General features: G+C 44.1%; 15 protein-coding genes. 6 read left to right on the plus strand and 9 right to left on the minus strand.

Features of this window, described 5'->3' with window-relative positions; all coding sequences use genetic code 11:
* The first annotated feature begins 14 nt into the window (after positions 1-14).
* From cobT to cobC, 3 genes are read left to right on the plus strand one after another with little or no spacing between them, the layout of a single operon-like run.
* Positions 15-1,067: a nicotinate-nucleotide--dimethylbenzimidazole phosphoribosyltransferase gene (gene cobT / locus EJL04_RS06895; protein ID WP_125104478.1), complete on the plus strand. Its 1,053-nt coding sequence runs from the start codon at positions 15-17 to the stop codon at positions 1,065-1,067.
* On the plus strand, positions 1,042-1,863 hold the full coding sequence (locus EJL04_RS06900; RefSeq protein ID WP_125104479.1) for an adenosylcobinamide-GDP ribazoletransferase: 822 nt from the start codon (positions 1,042-1,044) through the stop codon (positions 1,861-1,863). Before cobT ends, EJL04_RS06900 begins: the two co-directional genes overlap by 26 nt.
* Positions 1,845-2,372, plus strand: a complete 528-nt coding sequence (gene cobC / locus EJL04_RS06905) for an alpha-ribazole phosphatase (protein ID WP_125104480.1) — start codon at positions 1,845-1,847, stop codon at positions 2,370-2,372. The genes EJL04_RS06900 and cobC overlap by 19 nt, the downstream gene beginning before the upstream one ends.
* 396 nt (positions 2,373-2,768) lie before the next feature.
* Here the strand turns inward: cobC and EJL04_RS06910 are convergent, their stop codons facing one another.
* The 7 genes from EJL04_RS06910 to ffh form a co-directional block, all read right to left on the minus strand.
* Positions 2,769-3,305, minus strand: a complete 537-nt coding sequence (locus EJL04_RS06910) for a 2-oxoacid:acceptor oxidoreductase family protein (protein ID WP_021853315.1) — start codon at positions 3,303-3,305, stop codon at positions 2,769-2,771.
* A 12-nt stretch (positions 3,306-3,317) separates the two neighbouring features.
* Entirely contained in the window at positions 3,318-4,091 is a 774-nt protein-coding gene (locus tag EJL04_RS06915; protein ID WP_021853316.1) for a thiamine pyrophosphate-dependent enzyme, read from the minus strand.
* A 3-nt stretch (positions 4,092-4,094) separates the two neighbouring features.
* The gene (locus EJL04_RS06920) at positions 4,095-5,180 is read right to left on the minus strand and encodes a 3-methyl-2-oxobutanoate dehydrogenase subunit VorB (RefSeq protein ID WP_053397706.1); all 1,086 of its coding nucleotides are present in this window, start codon (positions 5,178-5,180) and stop codon (positions 4,095-4,097) included.
* A 3-nt stretch (positions 5,181-5,183) separates the two neighbouring features.
* Positions 5,184-5,417: a 4Fe-4S binding protein gene (locus tag EJL04_RS06925; RefSeq protein WP_021853318.1), complete on the minus strand. Its 234-nt coding sequence runs from the start codon at positions 5,415-5,417 to the stop codon at positions 5,184-5,186.
* Between the two features lie 206 nt (positions 5,418-5,623).
* Entirely contained in the window at positions 5,624-5,803 is a 180-nt protein-coding gene (locus EJL04_RS06930; protein ID WP_021853319.1) for a tetratricopeptide repeat protein, read from the minus strand.
* A complete protein-coding gene (folD, locus tag EJL04_RS06935; RefSeq protein ID WP_021853320.1) occupies positions 5,803-6,681 on the minus strand; it encodes a bifunctional methylenetetrahydrofolate dehydrogenase/methenyltetrahydrofolate cyclohydrolase FolD in 879 nt (292 codons plus the stop codon). The genes EJL04_RS06930 and folD overlap by 1 nt, the downstream gene beginning before the upstream one ends.
* A 106-nt stretch (positions 6,682-6,787) precedes the next feature.
* The gene (gene ffh / locus EJL04_RS06940) at positions 6,788-8,134 is read right to left on the minus strand and encodes a signal recognition particle protein (RefSeq protein WP_125104481.1); all 1,347 of its coding nucleotides are present in this window, start codon (positions 8,132-8,134) and stop codon (positions 6,788-6,790) included.
* Between the two features lie 484 nt (positions 8,135-8,618).
* Between ffh and EJL04_RS06945 the strand changes: the two genes are divergently transcribed.
* Entirely contained in the window at positions 8,619-9,188 is a 570-nt protein-coding gene (locus tag EJL04_RS06945) for a helix-turn-helix domain-containing protein (protein ID WP_125104482.1), read from the plus strand.
* A 218-nt stretch (positions 9,189-9,406) separates the two neighbouring features.
* Positions 9,407-11,311, plus strand: a complete 1,905-nt coding sequence (locus EJL04_RS06950; protein ID WP_125104483.1) for a heavy metal translocating P-type ATPase — start codon at positions 9,407-9,409, stop codon at positions 11,309-11,311.
* A 302-nt stretch (positions 11,312-11,613) separates the two neighbouring features.
* On the opposite strand, the gene EJL04_RS06955 is transcribed toward EJL04_RS06950, so the two are convergent.
* Complete coding sequence (locus EJL04_RS06955; protein WP_125104484.1) at positions 11,614-12,765, minus strand: PD-(D/E)XK nuclease family protein; 1,152 nt, start codon at positions 12,763-12,765, stop codon at positions 11,614-11,616.
* Between the two features lie 126 nt (positions 12,766-12,891).
* Positions 12,892-13,578, minus strand: a complete 687-nt coding sequence (locus EJL04_RS06960; protein WP_241209956.1) for a hypothetical protein — start codon at positions 13,576-13,578, stop codon at positions 12,892-12,894.
* 345 nt (positions 13,579-13,923) lie between these two features.
* Here EJL04_RS06960 and EJL04_RS06965 point away from each other — a divergent pair, with 345 nt between their 5' ends.
* Entirely contained in the window at positions 13,924-14,793 is an 870-nt protein-coding gene (locus EJL04_RS06965) for a tetratricopeptide repeat protein (protein ID WP_021853325.1), read from the plus strand.
* The last annotated feature ends 74 nt before the right edge of the window (positions 14,794-14,867 follow it).

The following is a 14,867-nucleotide window of genomic DNA, read 5'->3' on the forward strand; positions in this document are numbered from 1 at the left end:
TAAACTATATGATTATGAAAAATTTTGAAATAAAAGCACCAGACAACGGTATAAAAGAGGATATAATAAAAAAAATCGACAATCTGAACAAGCCCAAGGGCTCGCTTGGAAGACTCGAAAGTCTGGCAGTTCAGATTTGCCTTATACAGCAGACATTGTCGCCAAAGCTCACGGGCCAGTGCCATATTCTTTTTGGCAGTGATCATGGCGTTGAACGCGAGAACGTAAGCGTGTCGCCGCGCGATGTTACATGGCAGCAGATGATAAACTTTACCCGTGGCGGCGGCGGTGTCAACATGTTTTGCCGCCAGCATGGCTTCAGACTTTATCTTGTTGACACGGGCGTAGACCATGACCTGACGGAATATAAGGAGATAATCAACCGCAAGATTGCAAACGGAACAGCCAATTTCAGATACGAGGACGCCATGACTGAAGAACAGTTTGAGCAGGCCATAAACATAGGCTGCGAAATGGTTGACAAGTGCGTGGCAGACAACGGCTGCAATATTATATGTCTTGGCGAAATGGGCATAGCAAACACATCACCTTCAAGCGTATGGATGAGTCTGTTTGGAAACATTGAGCTTGAAGAGTGCGTAGGTGCCGGCGCAGGACTCGACTCGCCGGGAATAAGACATAAATATGAGGTTTTGGCAGACGCAGTGAGAAACTTCAGAAACAGGCACGGCAACACACCCGACCCGACTACTATAATACGCTGCTTTGGCGGTTTCGAGATGGTGAGCACAATAGGTGCCATGCTGCGTGCGGCAGAACGTCACATTATCATAATGGTTGACGGATTTATCATGACAGCATGCGCTCTGGCAGCCAGCATTCTTTACCCTGAGGTAAAGAATTATATGATTTTCGGACATAAGGGCGACGAAACAGGACACCGCAAGATGCTTGAACTTCTTGGCGCAAAGCCGCTGTTGAGCCTGGGACTAAGGCTTGGCGAAGGTACAGGCGCGCTGTGTGCCTTCCCTATTATAGACAGCTCTGTCAGAATGATTAACGAAATGAACAACTTTGACAATGCGAATATCACTAAATACTTCTAAATGGTACGACAACATATGGGCGTCGTTTATCTTCTTTACAAGACTGCCTTTTTGGCGACTGCACGAACCTCCTAAGGAAAGCTACCGCACTGTGGTTGAGCACTGGCCGCTGACAGGGTGGCTTACAGGCGGAATCATGGCTGCCGTCATTTATTTTGGCGGAATGATTCTGCCGCATACAATAGCCGTACTTATAGCTATCGTGGCAAGACTTCTGATAACGGGAGCCTTACATGAAGATGGTCTTACCGACTTTTTCGACGGTTTTGGCGGTGGCGGAAACAACAGGCAACGCATTCTAGACATAATGAAAGACTCGCGCACGGGTACCTTCGGCGTAGTTGGAATTGTAATGTATCTGCTGATTCTCTTCTTCGCTCTTACAGCCATGCCGGCGAAACTGGCTGCACTGACAGTATTAGCAGCCGACCCTTACAGCAAGATGCTTGCAGGGCAGATTATAATGATGATGCCGTATGCCCGGACGGAAGAAGAGTCGAAAGCACACGTTGTTTACCGCAAAATGAACATTAAGGCTGGCATAAGCCTGTTTATTCAAGGCATGGCGCCGCTAGCTCCACTCGTGCTTACATGCTGGGGACTTGTTCGCTGGGACTTGATAATATTCATTCCCGGCCTTGTTATGTATTTTCTTTATCTCTTAATTTGGCGTAGGCTGAGAGGATATACGGGCGACTGCTGCGGAGCGATGTTTCTGCTTATTGAGCTGTCGTTCTACCTTACAGTTTCATCCCAATTTTTCAACAACAGACAATTATGGACGTTATTCTCATAAGACACACAAGTGTAAATGTGCCTAAAGGCACATGTTATGGATGGAGCGACGTGCCCGTGGCCGATACATTTGAGCAGGAAGCAGCCATAACAAAGAAAAACATTGATCATCTCAAGTTCGACATGGTGTTCTCATCACCGCTTACAAGAGCAAGAAAGCTTGCCGAGTATTGCGGATGGGCAAATCCTGTTGTTGACGACAGACTGAAGGAAATGAACATGGGCAGCTGGGAGATGAAACTCTTTGACGAGATAGAAGATGAGAACCTGCAAAGATGGTATGACGACTATATGCACCAACCAACAACCAACGGCGAAAGTTTTCCGATGATGTATGCGCGCGTAGCCGGATTTTTAGACGAGCTAAAGCAAAAACCTTACAGACGCGTTGCCATTTTTGCCCACGGCGGAGTACTTATGTGCGCAGGAATTTATGGCAAGCTATTCAGTGAAAAAGACTGTTTTAAACATCTTGCGCCATACGGAGGAATTGAAAAAATTACCATCTGAGATATTCAGCATCAATAATCATCTGCGCCACTTATAATAATTTTGGCAAACATTTCTTTTACTGTGATGAGTTATAGTACAGGCTCATCACAGCAAAAGATTCTCACATTCAATATGTTATGCAAGAATGTGATAAGTGATAAGTTTTCCAAGAAAATATATACATGCCACACAAGCAACGCAAAAACATACCTTTTGCATAACAAAATAACGCATTTCATCATGTAAAATAGTACTGTTTAATAGTCTGTTTACATCATTCTTAATATTTTAATAAAAAATCAGACCGTTTTCAACGCTAGTACAAACAAATATACTAACCTTTGAAAACGGTCTGCCGGTTATCTTGCATCCTGCCAGCCATGAAGGCCAGGCAAGAGCAGTGATAACTTATGTTTAGCCGATGATTTCCTTACCAGCTGTTATAGCCTCCATGTTCAGAGGAATAAGTCCATGGTGACGCTCAGGCAGAGTCTTATACAGAGCCTTCTCGACACCCTTGTCGCTTACAACAGGACAAACCTTGAGCAGTCCGCCCAAAACAATCATATTGAAAACCTTTGAGTTCTTCATCTCAACGGCCTTGTCCATTGCTGCGATAGGACATACTGTAATATCTGTACGCTTAGGAGGATTGATTATACCTGATGTGTCATAAATAAGGAAGCCGCCCTTCTTTACTTTCGGCTCGAATTTATCCAGTGAAGGCTGGTTGAGCACGATAGCGACATCATATTCACTCACGATCGGAGAAGACACGCGCTCGTCACTGACGATAACAGTAACATTACACGTTCCACCACGCTGTTCAGGACCATATGCCGGCATCCATGTGACTTCCTTGTCCTCCATAAGTCCAGAATAAGCAAGAATCTTGCCCATAGACAGCACACCCTGTCCGCCGAATCCTGATATAATAATTTCCTTTTTCATAGGTCTGCTTTTTTATTTGTCCTCTGTTGTATCCTTGAGGTCGCCCTTAGGATAGAACTTGAATAAGTTTTCTTTCATCCACTCGTTAGCCTTTACAGGTGAAAGTTTCCATCCGCTGTTACATGTACTTACCACCTCAACAAGGCTTGAACCCTTGCCGGCCATTGATGCCTCGAAAGCCTTACGTATAGCCTTCTTTGTTGAGCGGATAGCAGCCACAGTTTCAACGCTCTGGCGTGTAACATAGCATGTACCTTCCATTAAAGCTGCCATTTCAGTTATCTTCAGCGGATATCCGTGCAGCTCAGGTGTACGTCCGTAAGGACATGTAGATGTCTTCTGGCCGATAAGTGTGGTAGGAGCCATCTGACCACCTGTCATACCATAAATGGCGTTGTTGATGAATATTATAGTTATGTTCTCACCGCGGTTAAGAGCATGTATTGACTCTGCTGTACCAATACAAGCAAGGTCACCGTCGCCCTGATAAGTGAACACCAGACGATCAGGCCATACACGCTTAATAGCAGTAGCAACAGCAGGAGCACGTCCGTGAGCAGCCTCACTCCAGTCAATATCAATATAACGGTATGCGAAAACAGAACATCCTACAGGACATACACCCACAGTTTTGTTCTCCATGCCCATTTCCTCAATAACTTCTGCAACCAACTTGTGAACAACTCCATGAGAGCAGCCCGGGCAATAATGCATCGGGGTTTCGTTCAACAATGCAGGTTTTTTATATGCTAAGTTCTCCGGAGAGATTATTTCATTCTTATCCATGGCTTATTTCATTAATTTGTTTTTTAAGGCTTCTACAATCTCGTCCGGTCCTGGCACGATTCCGCCAAGACGTCCGAAATGCTCAACAGGAACTTTACCATTAACAGCAAGGCGAATGTCTTCAATCATCTGTCCTGCGTTAATCTCAGCAGAAAGAATACCCTTCTTTCCTTCAGCAAGGGCTGCAATCTCTTTCTCCGGGAAAGGCCACAAAGTAATAGGACGGAACAAGCCGACCTTGATGCCTTCTTCACGTGCCAGCTCGACAGCTTTCTCTGCAATACGTGCTGCACTACCGAAAGATACAATTATATATTCTGCATCGTCGCAGAGAGTCTTCTCATATCTAACCTCATTGTCCTTAATCTGCTGATATTTACGCAGCAATGCGAGGTTTCTCTGTTCCATCACTTCCGGCTGCATCTCAAGAGATGTCATGATATTGGGCTTACGGCCGTTTGTACGTCCCATTGTAGCCCAAGGACATTCTTTTGCAATCTGCTCTTCTGTACGGCGTGGCTTATATGGAGGCAGAACCACCTTTTCCATCATCTGACCGATAACACCATCAGAAAGAATCATTGCCGGGTTACGATATTTAAATGCAAGTTCAAAGGCCAGATCAACGAAGTCTGCCATTTCCTGCACACTGTTAGGAGCAAGTGTTATAACATAGTAGTCACCATTACCGCCACCACGTGTTGCCTGGAAATAATCTGCCTGAGATGGCTGGATAGTACCAAGGCCAGGGCCTCCGCGCTGTACGTTTACAAACACACCGGGAATTTCAGCACCTGCCATATAAGCGATGCCTTCCTGCATGAGGGCAACACCAGGGCTTGAAGAAGATGTAAGCACACGCTTACCAGCACCGGCAGCACCATACACCATATTAATAGATGCAACCTCACTCTCTGCCTGAAGCACAACCATACCAGTTTCTTCCCATGGTTTCAGTGCAGCAAGAGTTTCGATAACTTCACTCTGCGGAGTAATTGGGTATCCGAAATAAGCGTCAGCACCACAGCGTATAGCTGCATGGGCAATGGCCTCGTTACCCTTCATCAAAATAGTTTCTTTCTCTGCCATTTGCTAATCCTCCATCTTTTTCTTATAAACAGTGATACACCCGTCTGGGCATACAATTCCGCACGAGGCACAACCTATACAATCGTCTGGCCTTACAGCCTCGGCATAGGCATACCCTTGTACGTTTACACAAGTGGTTGTGAGCGCTATGACATCTTTAGGGCATGCCACAACACATAGCGAACACCCCTTGCAGCGGTCGGTATTGACCACAATAGCTCCTCTGATTTTACTCATAAATACTATTTTAAGGTTATTATTATGAGCGGCGGAATAAACCACCGCCCGTGTTAATTAATTTTTTTGTTCTATTAAACTAAGATACTCAAACAAGCAAATCACGCGTATAAGCATGAAGGATGAACTGAGCATTGGCATCAGACAGTCGAAATGAAGCATCTTATGACACTTAGCAGTCACATTCAGCCTCACAACTGACCGACTTATGGATTAAACATATCCTTGCAGTAATAATTAAGGATGCTGTCAATCATTCGTTTGGCTTCAACCGCAGGACTCTCCGGATCAAGCTTTATTGCCTCAAGATAATTATTGAGCGCAGCCTGCCAGTTGCCTTCCTTGCGGTACTTATTGCCTTCTAAATAATACTCTTCTGCTGTCATTACTTATAATATTCCTTTTTTCCAGCTGCCAAAGTGTTTTTCATAAGAGAGCATATTGTCATTGGCCCCACCCCACCAGGCACAGGAGTGATAAACGAACATTTCGGTGCAACCTCATCGAACTTCACGTCTCCGTTAAGACGGAATCCGCTCTTTCTTGTAGCATCAGGAACACGTGTCGTGCCGACATCAATAACAACAGCCCCTTCCTTAACCATATCAGCTGTAACGAAGTCTGGGCGACCTATTGCCGCAATGATTATGTCTGCCTCGCGACACTCCTCCTTCAATGTCTTCGAGTGGCTGTGGCATACAGTAACGGTTGAATCGCCATACTGCTTCTGCATCATCAGCTGAGCCATGGGCTTGCCGACAATGTTGCTTCTGCCAAGAATGACACACTTGCGTCCTGAAGTTTCTATGCCATAACGGCGAAGAAGAGTCAGTATGCCTAACGGAGTAGCTGAGATGAAACACGGCAGACCAATTGCCATACGTCCTACATTAACCGGATGGAATCCGTCAACGTCCTTACGGTAATCTATTGCCATGATGATTTTCTGCTCATCGATATGCTTCGGTAAAGGAAGCTGAACGATATATCCGTCAACATCGTCGTCATCATTAAGTTCCTTAACCTTTGCCAGCAGCTCATCCTCAGTTACATCTTCCTCAAAGCGTATAAGAGAACTCTTGAAGCCACACGCCTCGCAGGCAATAACCTTATTCTTTACATAAGTCTCACTGCCGCCGTCGTGTCCAACGAGTATTGCTGCCAGATGAGGACGCTTGCCGCCTCCGGCCACTATCTGTCTTACTTCTTCAGCTATTTCGGCCTTTATCTGTGCCGCCGTAGCCTTGCCGTCAATTAATTGCATATATTTTGGTTTTCTTATAATCAAATTTCATACTCCACCTGCCATCCATGTGCACTTCACGCATAAGCTAAAAGCTGCACAGAAAGCAGTGCGCTAACAAACAACATCAAAACTTCGGCATACCGCCCTTCATACCTTTCATAGCCCCCATCATCTGGCTCATCTTTGAACCTGTAACCATCTTCATCATCTTGCGGGTCTGGTCAAACTGCTTTATCAGGCGGTTAACGTCCTGAATGTTTGTACCCGATCCTTTGGCTATGCGCTGGCGGCGGCTTGTGTTAAGTATTTCAGGATTAGTACGCTCCTTTGGTGTCATGCTGAGGATTATCGCCTCAATGCCTTTAAAGGCGTTATCGTCAATATCAATATCCTTGATGGCCTTGCCCACACCGGGAATCATAGAAGCCAGGTCCTTAATGTTACCCATCTTCTTTATCTGCTGTATCTGGCCAAGGAAATCGTTGAAGTCGAACTTGTTTTTCTGTATTTTCTTCTGCAGGCGCTTAGCCTCTTCCTCATCAAACTGCTCCTGAGCACGTTCAACAAGGCTGACGATATCGCCCATTCCCAAGATACGGTCGGCCATACGTGAAGGATGGAACACGTCTATGGCTTCCATCTTTTCGCCTGTTCCTACGAACTTGATTGGCTTTGTGACAACAGTACGGATACTTATCGCAGCACCGCCGCGTGTGTCACCGTCAAGTTTTGTAAGCACCACGCCGTCGAAATCGAGACGGTCGTTAAACTCTTTGGCTGTATTTACAGCATCCTGACCGGTCATTGAGTCTACGACAAACAGAGTCTCATCAGGATTAACTGAGTTCTTCAGAGTCTCTATCTCGTTCATCATCTCCTCGTCAACAGCCAGACGGCCGGCGGTATCTATGATGACGACATCGTTACCTTTGGTCTTAGCCTCCTTTATAGCGTTGTTGGCAATCTCTACAACATTCTTATTATTGTCTTCCGAATATACGGGAACTCCAATCTGTGCTGCCACGACCTTGAGCTGCTCTATAGCGGCAGGACGATAAACGTCGCAAGCCACCAGCAAAGGATTCTTGTGCTGCTTTGTCTTAAGCATATTGGCAAGTTTTCCACTGAATGTGGTCTTACCAGAACCCTGCAGACCGGACATCAATATTATTGCGGGACGTCCTTCAAGTTTCAGGCCGACGCTCTCGCCGCCCATAAGATCTGCAAGCTCATCGTGAACAATCTTCACCATCATCTGCCCCGGCTTCACAGCCGTAAGCACGTTCATACCTAACGCCTTTTTCTTGACAGTATCCGTGAATGTCTTTGCCACTTTATAGTTAACGTCGGCATCGAGCAATGCACGTCTTACATCCTTAAGGGTTTCGGCCACGTTAATCTCGGTTATTTTGCCTTCACCTTTAAGTATTTTAAAAGAGCGTTCCAGTCTGTCGCTTAAATTCTCAAACATAATTATGTATATATATTATCTTATTCGTTTTATTCACTAAGTAAAATCCGCTTCTAATCATTTCTGCTGCCTGCCTCATCCTAATTTCACCACACCGAAAACCCATCGTAAATCGGGTATGGAAAACGACATCGGCCGGCATAAAATATAATCGGCTTTCTCTTATGCAAAAATAATCATTTAATAATGAAATACACAATAACTGGCATTGTATTTAAAATATTTTAAAACACTGACGCAAAAAAAATGCTCATACGCTTTTTAATTGTGCAATATTTTCCACTTTATGTCATATCTGGCATGGTCTTAACTGCAAATACGAGCCACAAAAAGCCACCAAACAAGCATTTTAGGTCAAAAATTATAGCAAAATGTCATTTCGAAACATTATAACCGCATGCATTCACAATATGAAAGAATATGCATCAAATTTGATTATATTTTATGTTTCTGTTTGAAAATTATGCATTATCTTTGCCGGCAGATGAAAGATACAGTGCTTTATATCAAGAACATGGTTTGCGACAGATGCAAGATGGCCGTAGAACATGAGTTGCGCAATCTTGGACTTACCCCCACAAAGGTTGAGCTGGGAGTTGTATGCGTAAAAGAAGAGGTCGATTCTGAATGCCGCGCCAAAATACGTGCCGGACTAGAGGTACTCGGTTTTGAACTGCTTGAAGACCGACAGCAGCAGACTGTTGACCGTATAAAGAGCCTCATCATTGAACTTGTGCATTACAGAAACAACAAATCGGGAACAAATCTCTCCGCATATCTTTCAGAGCAGCTTGGTTCAGACTACAGCGCACTCAGCAAGCTGTTTTCAGAAAACACAGGCATGACCATTGAAAAATTTTTCATCTTGCAAAAGACTGAACGCATAAAGGAACTGCTGTTTTACGGAGAAATGTCGCTGAGCGAAATAGCGGACATGATGAACTATTCGAGCGTAGCCTATCTCAGCACACAGTTCAAGAATATTACAGGAATGACTCCATCGCAGTTTAAGGCCCTGAAGGAAAAGAACCTGACACAACTCGACAAACTATAGCGGCAGTTGCGACATCAAAGTATAGCCTGACCAACACAATATAGCGACAAAATGTTATAAATGTTTTCCATTATTTCGTAACGCCTCCACCACACATTATAACTACCTTTGCTCAGAAAAGGCAGAAGCAATGGCGCGACCTGGGATTACGCAACGGCAAAGCACTCAGACCGGACTTGCAGCCAGGCTATGCCATTACTTAAAAAACATACTAAACAATGGAAAAAAAGACGATAGCCGTCATAGGCATGGCATGCGCCGGATGCGCAGCCAACGTGGAAAGAAGGCTGAACGAACTGAACGGAATAAGTTCTGCTGCAGTGAACTTTGCGGCACGCACAGCCCTTGTAGAATACGACCCGAAAGTGATAACGCCGCAGATGATGAAAGATGAGATTATCAAGGCTGGATACGACCTGGTGATTGATGAAGACGAATCGGTTGCAGCCATTGAACGGCATGCATATAGTCAGCTGTTCAGACGCATGGCTGCGTCGTGGGTGTTTGCCGCCCTGACCATGGGCATATCCATGAGATGGCTGAATGTCGGCAGCACATCAGCCGCAAACCAGACAATGCTGATAATCGCACTGGTAAACATTGCTTACTGCGGACGCGTGTTTTACGTCAACGCTTGGCGGCAACTCATGCACAAAGCTGCCAACATGGACACGCTTGTGGCTATGAGCACGCTCATTTCTTTTCTGTTCAGCGTGTTCAACACATTCTGGGGCGACTCTTTTTGGGGCTCGCGCGGCATAGAAAATCATACATATTATGACGCATCGGTAATGATTATCACTTTCGTGCTTACAGGACGCGTGCTTGAAGAACGTGCAAAAAGCAGCACGGCATCTGCCATTAGGGCCCTTATGGGTATGGCACCTAAGACAGCGCACCTTATTAACGGGGACAGAATAGACGAAGTTCCGATTGCTGCTCTTGGCTCAGGCGACATTATTGAGGTTAGAGCCGGAGAAAAGGTTCCCGTAGACGGTTCGATAACAACAGGCGAGACTTATATAGACGAAAGTATGATTACGGGCGAACCTACTCCTGCACGGCGAAGCGAAGGCGACAAGGTGTTTGCAGGAACAATCCTGAAACAGGGCACCATCCGTTTCCGTGCTGAGGCTACAGGCGACAAGACTATGCTGGCACAGATAATAAGAATGGTGCAGGAGGCCCAGGGCAGCAAGGCGCCGGTGCAGCGCGTGGCAGACAAGATTGCCCGTGTGTTCGTACCGGCTGTGCTGTGCCTGTCGCTCATAACGTTTATTTTATGGTATGCTGTCGGCGGCGACAGTCAGCTCCCGCGCGCAGTTCTTTCTGCCGTATCAGTATTGGTTATAGCATGTCCATGTGCTCTCGGACTGGCCACGCCCACAGCTCTGATGGTTGGCATAGGCAGGGCGGCACGCAACAACATCCTGACAAAGGACGCAACAGCCCTTGAAAACATGCGCCGCATAGATGCAATAGTGATAGACAAAACGGGAACACTGACAATACCTAATAAAGATGTTGACTTCACTAAAGCCGACTCGCTGACGCTTGACCAGCGAGAAACGCTAAAGCCTGGAGCTCGCGAGGCCATGCAGATGCTTCATGAAGAGGGCGTAGAAGTGTATATGATGAGCGGCGACAAGGAGGAAGCAGCCAAATATTGGGCCGACAAAGCCGGAATAACCCACTGGAAGAGTCGCGTTATGCCGCAGGATAAAGAAGACATGGTAAGAAAGTTGCAGTCAGAAGGACATCACGTGGCAATGGTAGGCGACGGTATCAACGACACTCAGGCACTGGCTGCCGCCGACGTAAGCATCGCCATGGGCAAAGGAACCGACATAGCAATAGACGTAGCCCAAGTAACACTGATGGGAACCGACCTGCGCAGAATTGCCTACGCGATAAAACTGTCTAGACAGACCGTAGGCATGATACATCAAAATCTGTTTTGGGCATTTATATATAATGTGGTGTGCATTCCTCTTGCAGCCGGACTGCCATACTTATTCGGCGCCCATTGGCAGATAACCCCGATGTGGGCAAGCGCGCTCATGGCATTTTCAAGTATCAGCGTGGTGATGAACAGCCTGCGACTGAAATTTATGAAGCAATAAATAGCAATAAAAAAGACCACGATATAATGCAAAAAGTTACGATAAAAAGACAGAGTATCTAACAATGTCTCGAAAATCGTAACTTTTTGCGTTTATTTTAATTACAAGTAATAAAATTTACTGGCTTTTTAAAGAAATCATTTAAGCAAAAACAGTATTTATACTTTCAGATCATTAACCATAGGTTTACGCATCGTAACTCGGTCACTTTTTAACCGAAAACGGCCGAGTTTTTATGCAAAACTCAGCCGTTTATTTTTAGTATTTCAGTACATTTTTATTTAAAATAAAATCACAAATCATTATTCCGTAATATTCAATTTTGATTTTATCTTATCAATTACCTTTTCTATCTCTATATTAGCTTCGTCTTTGTTTATCATATCAAAAGTTTCTCGACATTTAAAATTACAGAAGTTGATTCCGCTTAAATAATCAATCTCTTTTGATTTTTCATCATCAATACTCAGCTCTATGCCCTTACTACTAAAGCATATATTGTAAGATTCACCTTTATAATTAAACGGAACATCTGCTTTACCTGTCTTATTGTGAGCCATTCGAGTGATTTTTTGATGCAAATCTGTCTTATTGATTTGATATTCTCCATTAGATATGGGAATATTAAAGGTGATGCCTTCTATGCATTTCATTTTATTAATCAAATCAGTAATAAAATCATCTATTGTATGCCACATCACATGTTTCAGTGCATCTTTAAAATCATCAACATCTTTATTTTCTTCAGAAGTATACATAGAAAATGCGTCGTCAAGATTTCCTGCAACCAGTCTTTTTAAATCAAGAATGTCTTTTACAGCAGGTAGAGCAAAATCAATCATATCAAGATATTGTTGCATCAAACTCTTCTTAAAATCATCTGTTTCCAACTCAATACATGCTTTAATCCAGTTTCTTATGTTGACATCATAGCTTATTGTTATCAAATTCTTATCCTCAAACTCTTCTTTTTCAGAAGGGAACACACCTCTAAGACTCAGATACACGTAATAAATGTTTTTCTCATCCCTAATATTTTTGAATTCTGCTGATTCTATAATCTTCTTCCCATAACCTAAAAGCTGTGGGTTACCATCTACTATTCTGTCTTTTGCAAATGTTTTGTTCTCGATGATAATTACCTTGTTTGTTGTCTTTGAAGTAATCAAAATATCTATATTTAGTTTTTCTGCGTGATCATTTATATTTGGGAAGACAACGCATTTACAAAAATCCTCAACACAAAAATTACCTTTATCATCATTCTTTTTTATTTCCTCAATGAACAGCTTGAGATATCTTTCATCAAGTGATAACATCATACTTATAAAACTTGAATGCAAATATTTCTCGTTATACCAATTGAACATTGACATAAAGAGATTAAAACCATTCTTCTTTCCTTCTATCTTTCCAACAATAGTTTTCATTTCTTCTTCATTCTTAGGTTCCATATCGATTTTAATATCAATTATTTAAGTTATAAATTTACAGGATTTCCTTAAACAAACGTACCCCACAACAAAATAATGACAACTCAAACATAGAATTGCCATTCATAACAAAAAAGTCTGTATCATTTACTTCATAGTCCGGCCTTCGACAGCCACTTGAATGCTGAAGCTCGGACTGAAGTTATATTTTACGGCTGCGCCTATGCGGTCGCCAATATTGCCTATATCATAAAGAGGATAAGGCATACGCTTGTTAGAAAGCGACTTTTGTCCGTAGATATAACCTTCCCAATGCTCGTCAAACTTATAGCCTATCACGGCGTTGAGCCCTGCATTCATGTATGAGTCGCTTGTCCAATAAAGATGATTGAGATATCCGCCAACGGCTATCGACAATTTATTGTTCACCGGTATGGCATACATTGCGGCTATGTTCTGCCCAAACCCCGAACCACGCCATGCGCCCTTGCCGAACGAGGCAAAAACAGATGCGCCGAGGTTAACATTAAGTCCTTTGTGCAACTCCCAATTATATGCGCCGCACCAGTCGAGCGGATACATGTTTACATACATACGCCCAAACGAATCGAAAGCAGGAAGGTGGAGCGAGTCGGTCTGCGGCATGCCTACGCCGAAGTCTCCGTCCTGAAGATAAACATGAGTAGGACCGTCGGCAGAACCTATTATTTCGTTCTGCGGCATCATATCAGAGCCGTCAATAGTGTCGGTAACAGCTATGTGCCGTCTGTTTTCCTGAGCATAAACAGAAACTGCCGACACACATAAAAACAATATAATCAACAACTTTTTCATCACAGGCAAAATTAATCCGTAAGCATGAAAACTCAAAATAATACTGCCTTTTTTCATCATAATTAACTCTAATTCATTCTTAGTCAGACATATTGCAGCTATATGAAGTAAAGGCCTATACGCATACGGGGCAATGCATGGACAGAAAAACACGACTCTAGACAAGCCGCCGTCGGCAAGGACAAACATTGACGTTTTATTTGCAGATATCATCACAAATTAGTATATTTGCACAATTAACGCCGCATGATGCCGCGCCTGACATGCAACGACTAAAAAAACGGGCGCATGGCATCCGGCACACTAAATTAATATCATAAAAAACAACAAACACCATACTAAAATATGAAATTCTTCAAAGCTCTGTTCGGCAGTAAAGAAGAAAAGCCGGAAGAAAAGAAAAAGGCCGAAGAGGCTAAAAACTTCGACGTGTTGAAATACGACGGCGTGCGTGCACTGCGTGCCGGTCAGGCCGAATTTGCAATAAGATGCTTCACTCATGCCCTGCAGATGCAGGACGATCTCGAGATACACGACTATCTGTCGCAGGCATACATACGCACCGGCGAACTTACGCTGGCCTACGAACAGCTGCAGAAACTGGCCGAAGCACAACCTGACAATCAGCAGATATTTATCCGCATGGCCAACGTGGCATATATGATGGAAGACTACGGAGCCATGGCCGGGGCATGCGAAAAGGCAATGCTCATTGACGACAAGACAGCCGAAGTGATGTATCTTTATGCAAGGGCGTGCATCGGACAGGAGGACGTAACCAACGCCGTGGCAATGCTGACCAAGGCAATATCTCTTAAAGAAGATTATGGCGACGCCTACCTGCTGCGCGGAGAGACATTACTGAAAAACGGCGACACTGACGAGGCTGACGAAGACGCCACATGGCTTATTGAACACACCGAGGACAACGAAGACGTTATGATGCTGAAAGCCAGAATTGAACGGGCTAAAGGCAACACCGACGCAGCAAAAGATTACTATACAAAAGTGACCGATGCCAATCCGTTCAACATCGATGCATACCGCGAACGCGGAGAACTGCGGCTTGCAACAGGCGACGAGAAAGGCGGAAACGAAGACATTGAACACGCCAAAGAACTGACGGCACAGCTGCCCGAGAACAACGACGAAGAAGGAATAGAAAACAAAGTGAAGGAGAAATACAAGTCTATGGATCCATACGGAGTGTTCTGATATACAATAAGACATTATTATAATAATAAAAAAGCAAAAATGAAACCTTATAACAAAATTTTAATATAAAATGT

Origin of the sequence: Prevotella marseillensis (assembly GCF_900625065.1) — a bacterium.
GTDB classification, from domain to species: domain Bacteria; phylum Bacteroidota; class Bacteroidia; order Bacteroidales; family Bacteroidaceae; genus Prevotella; species Prevotella rara.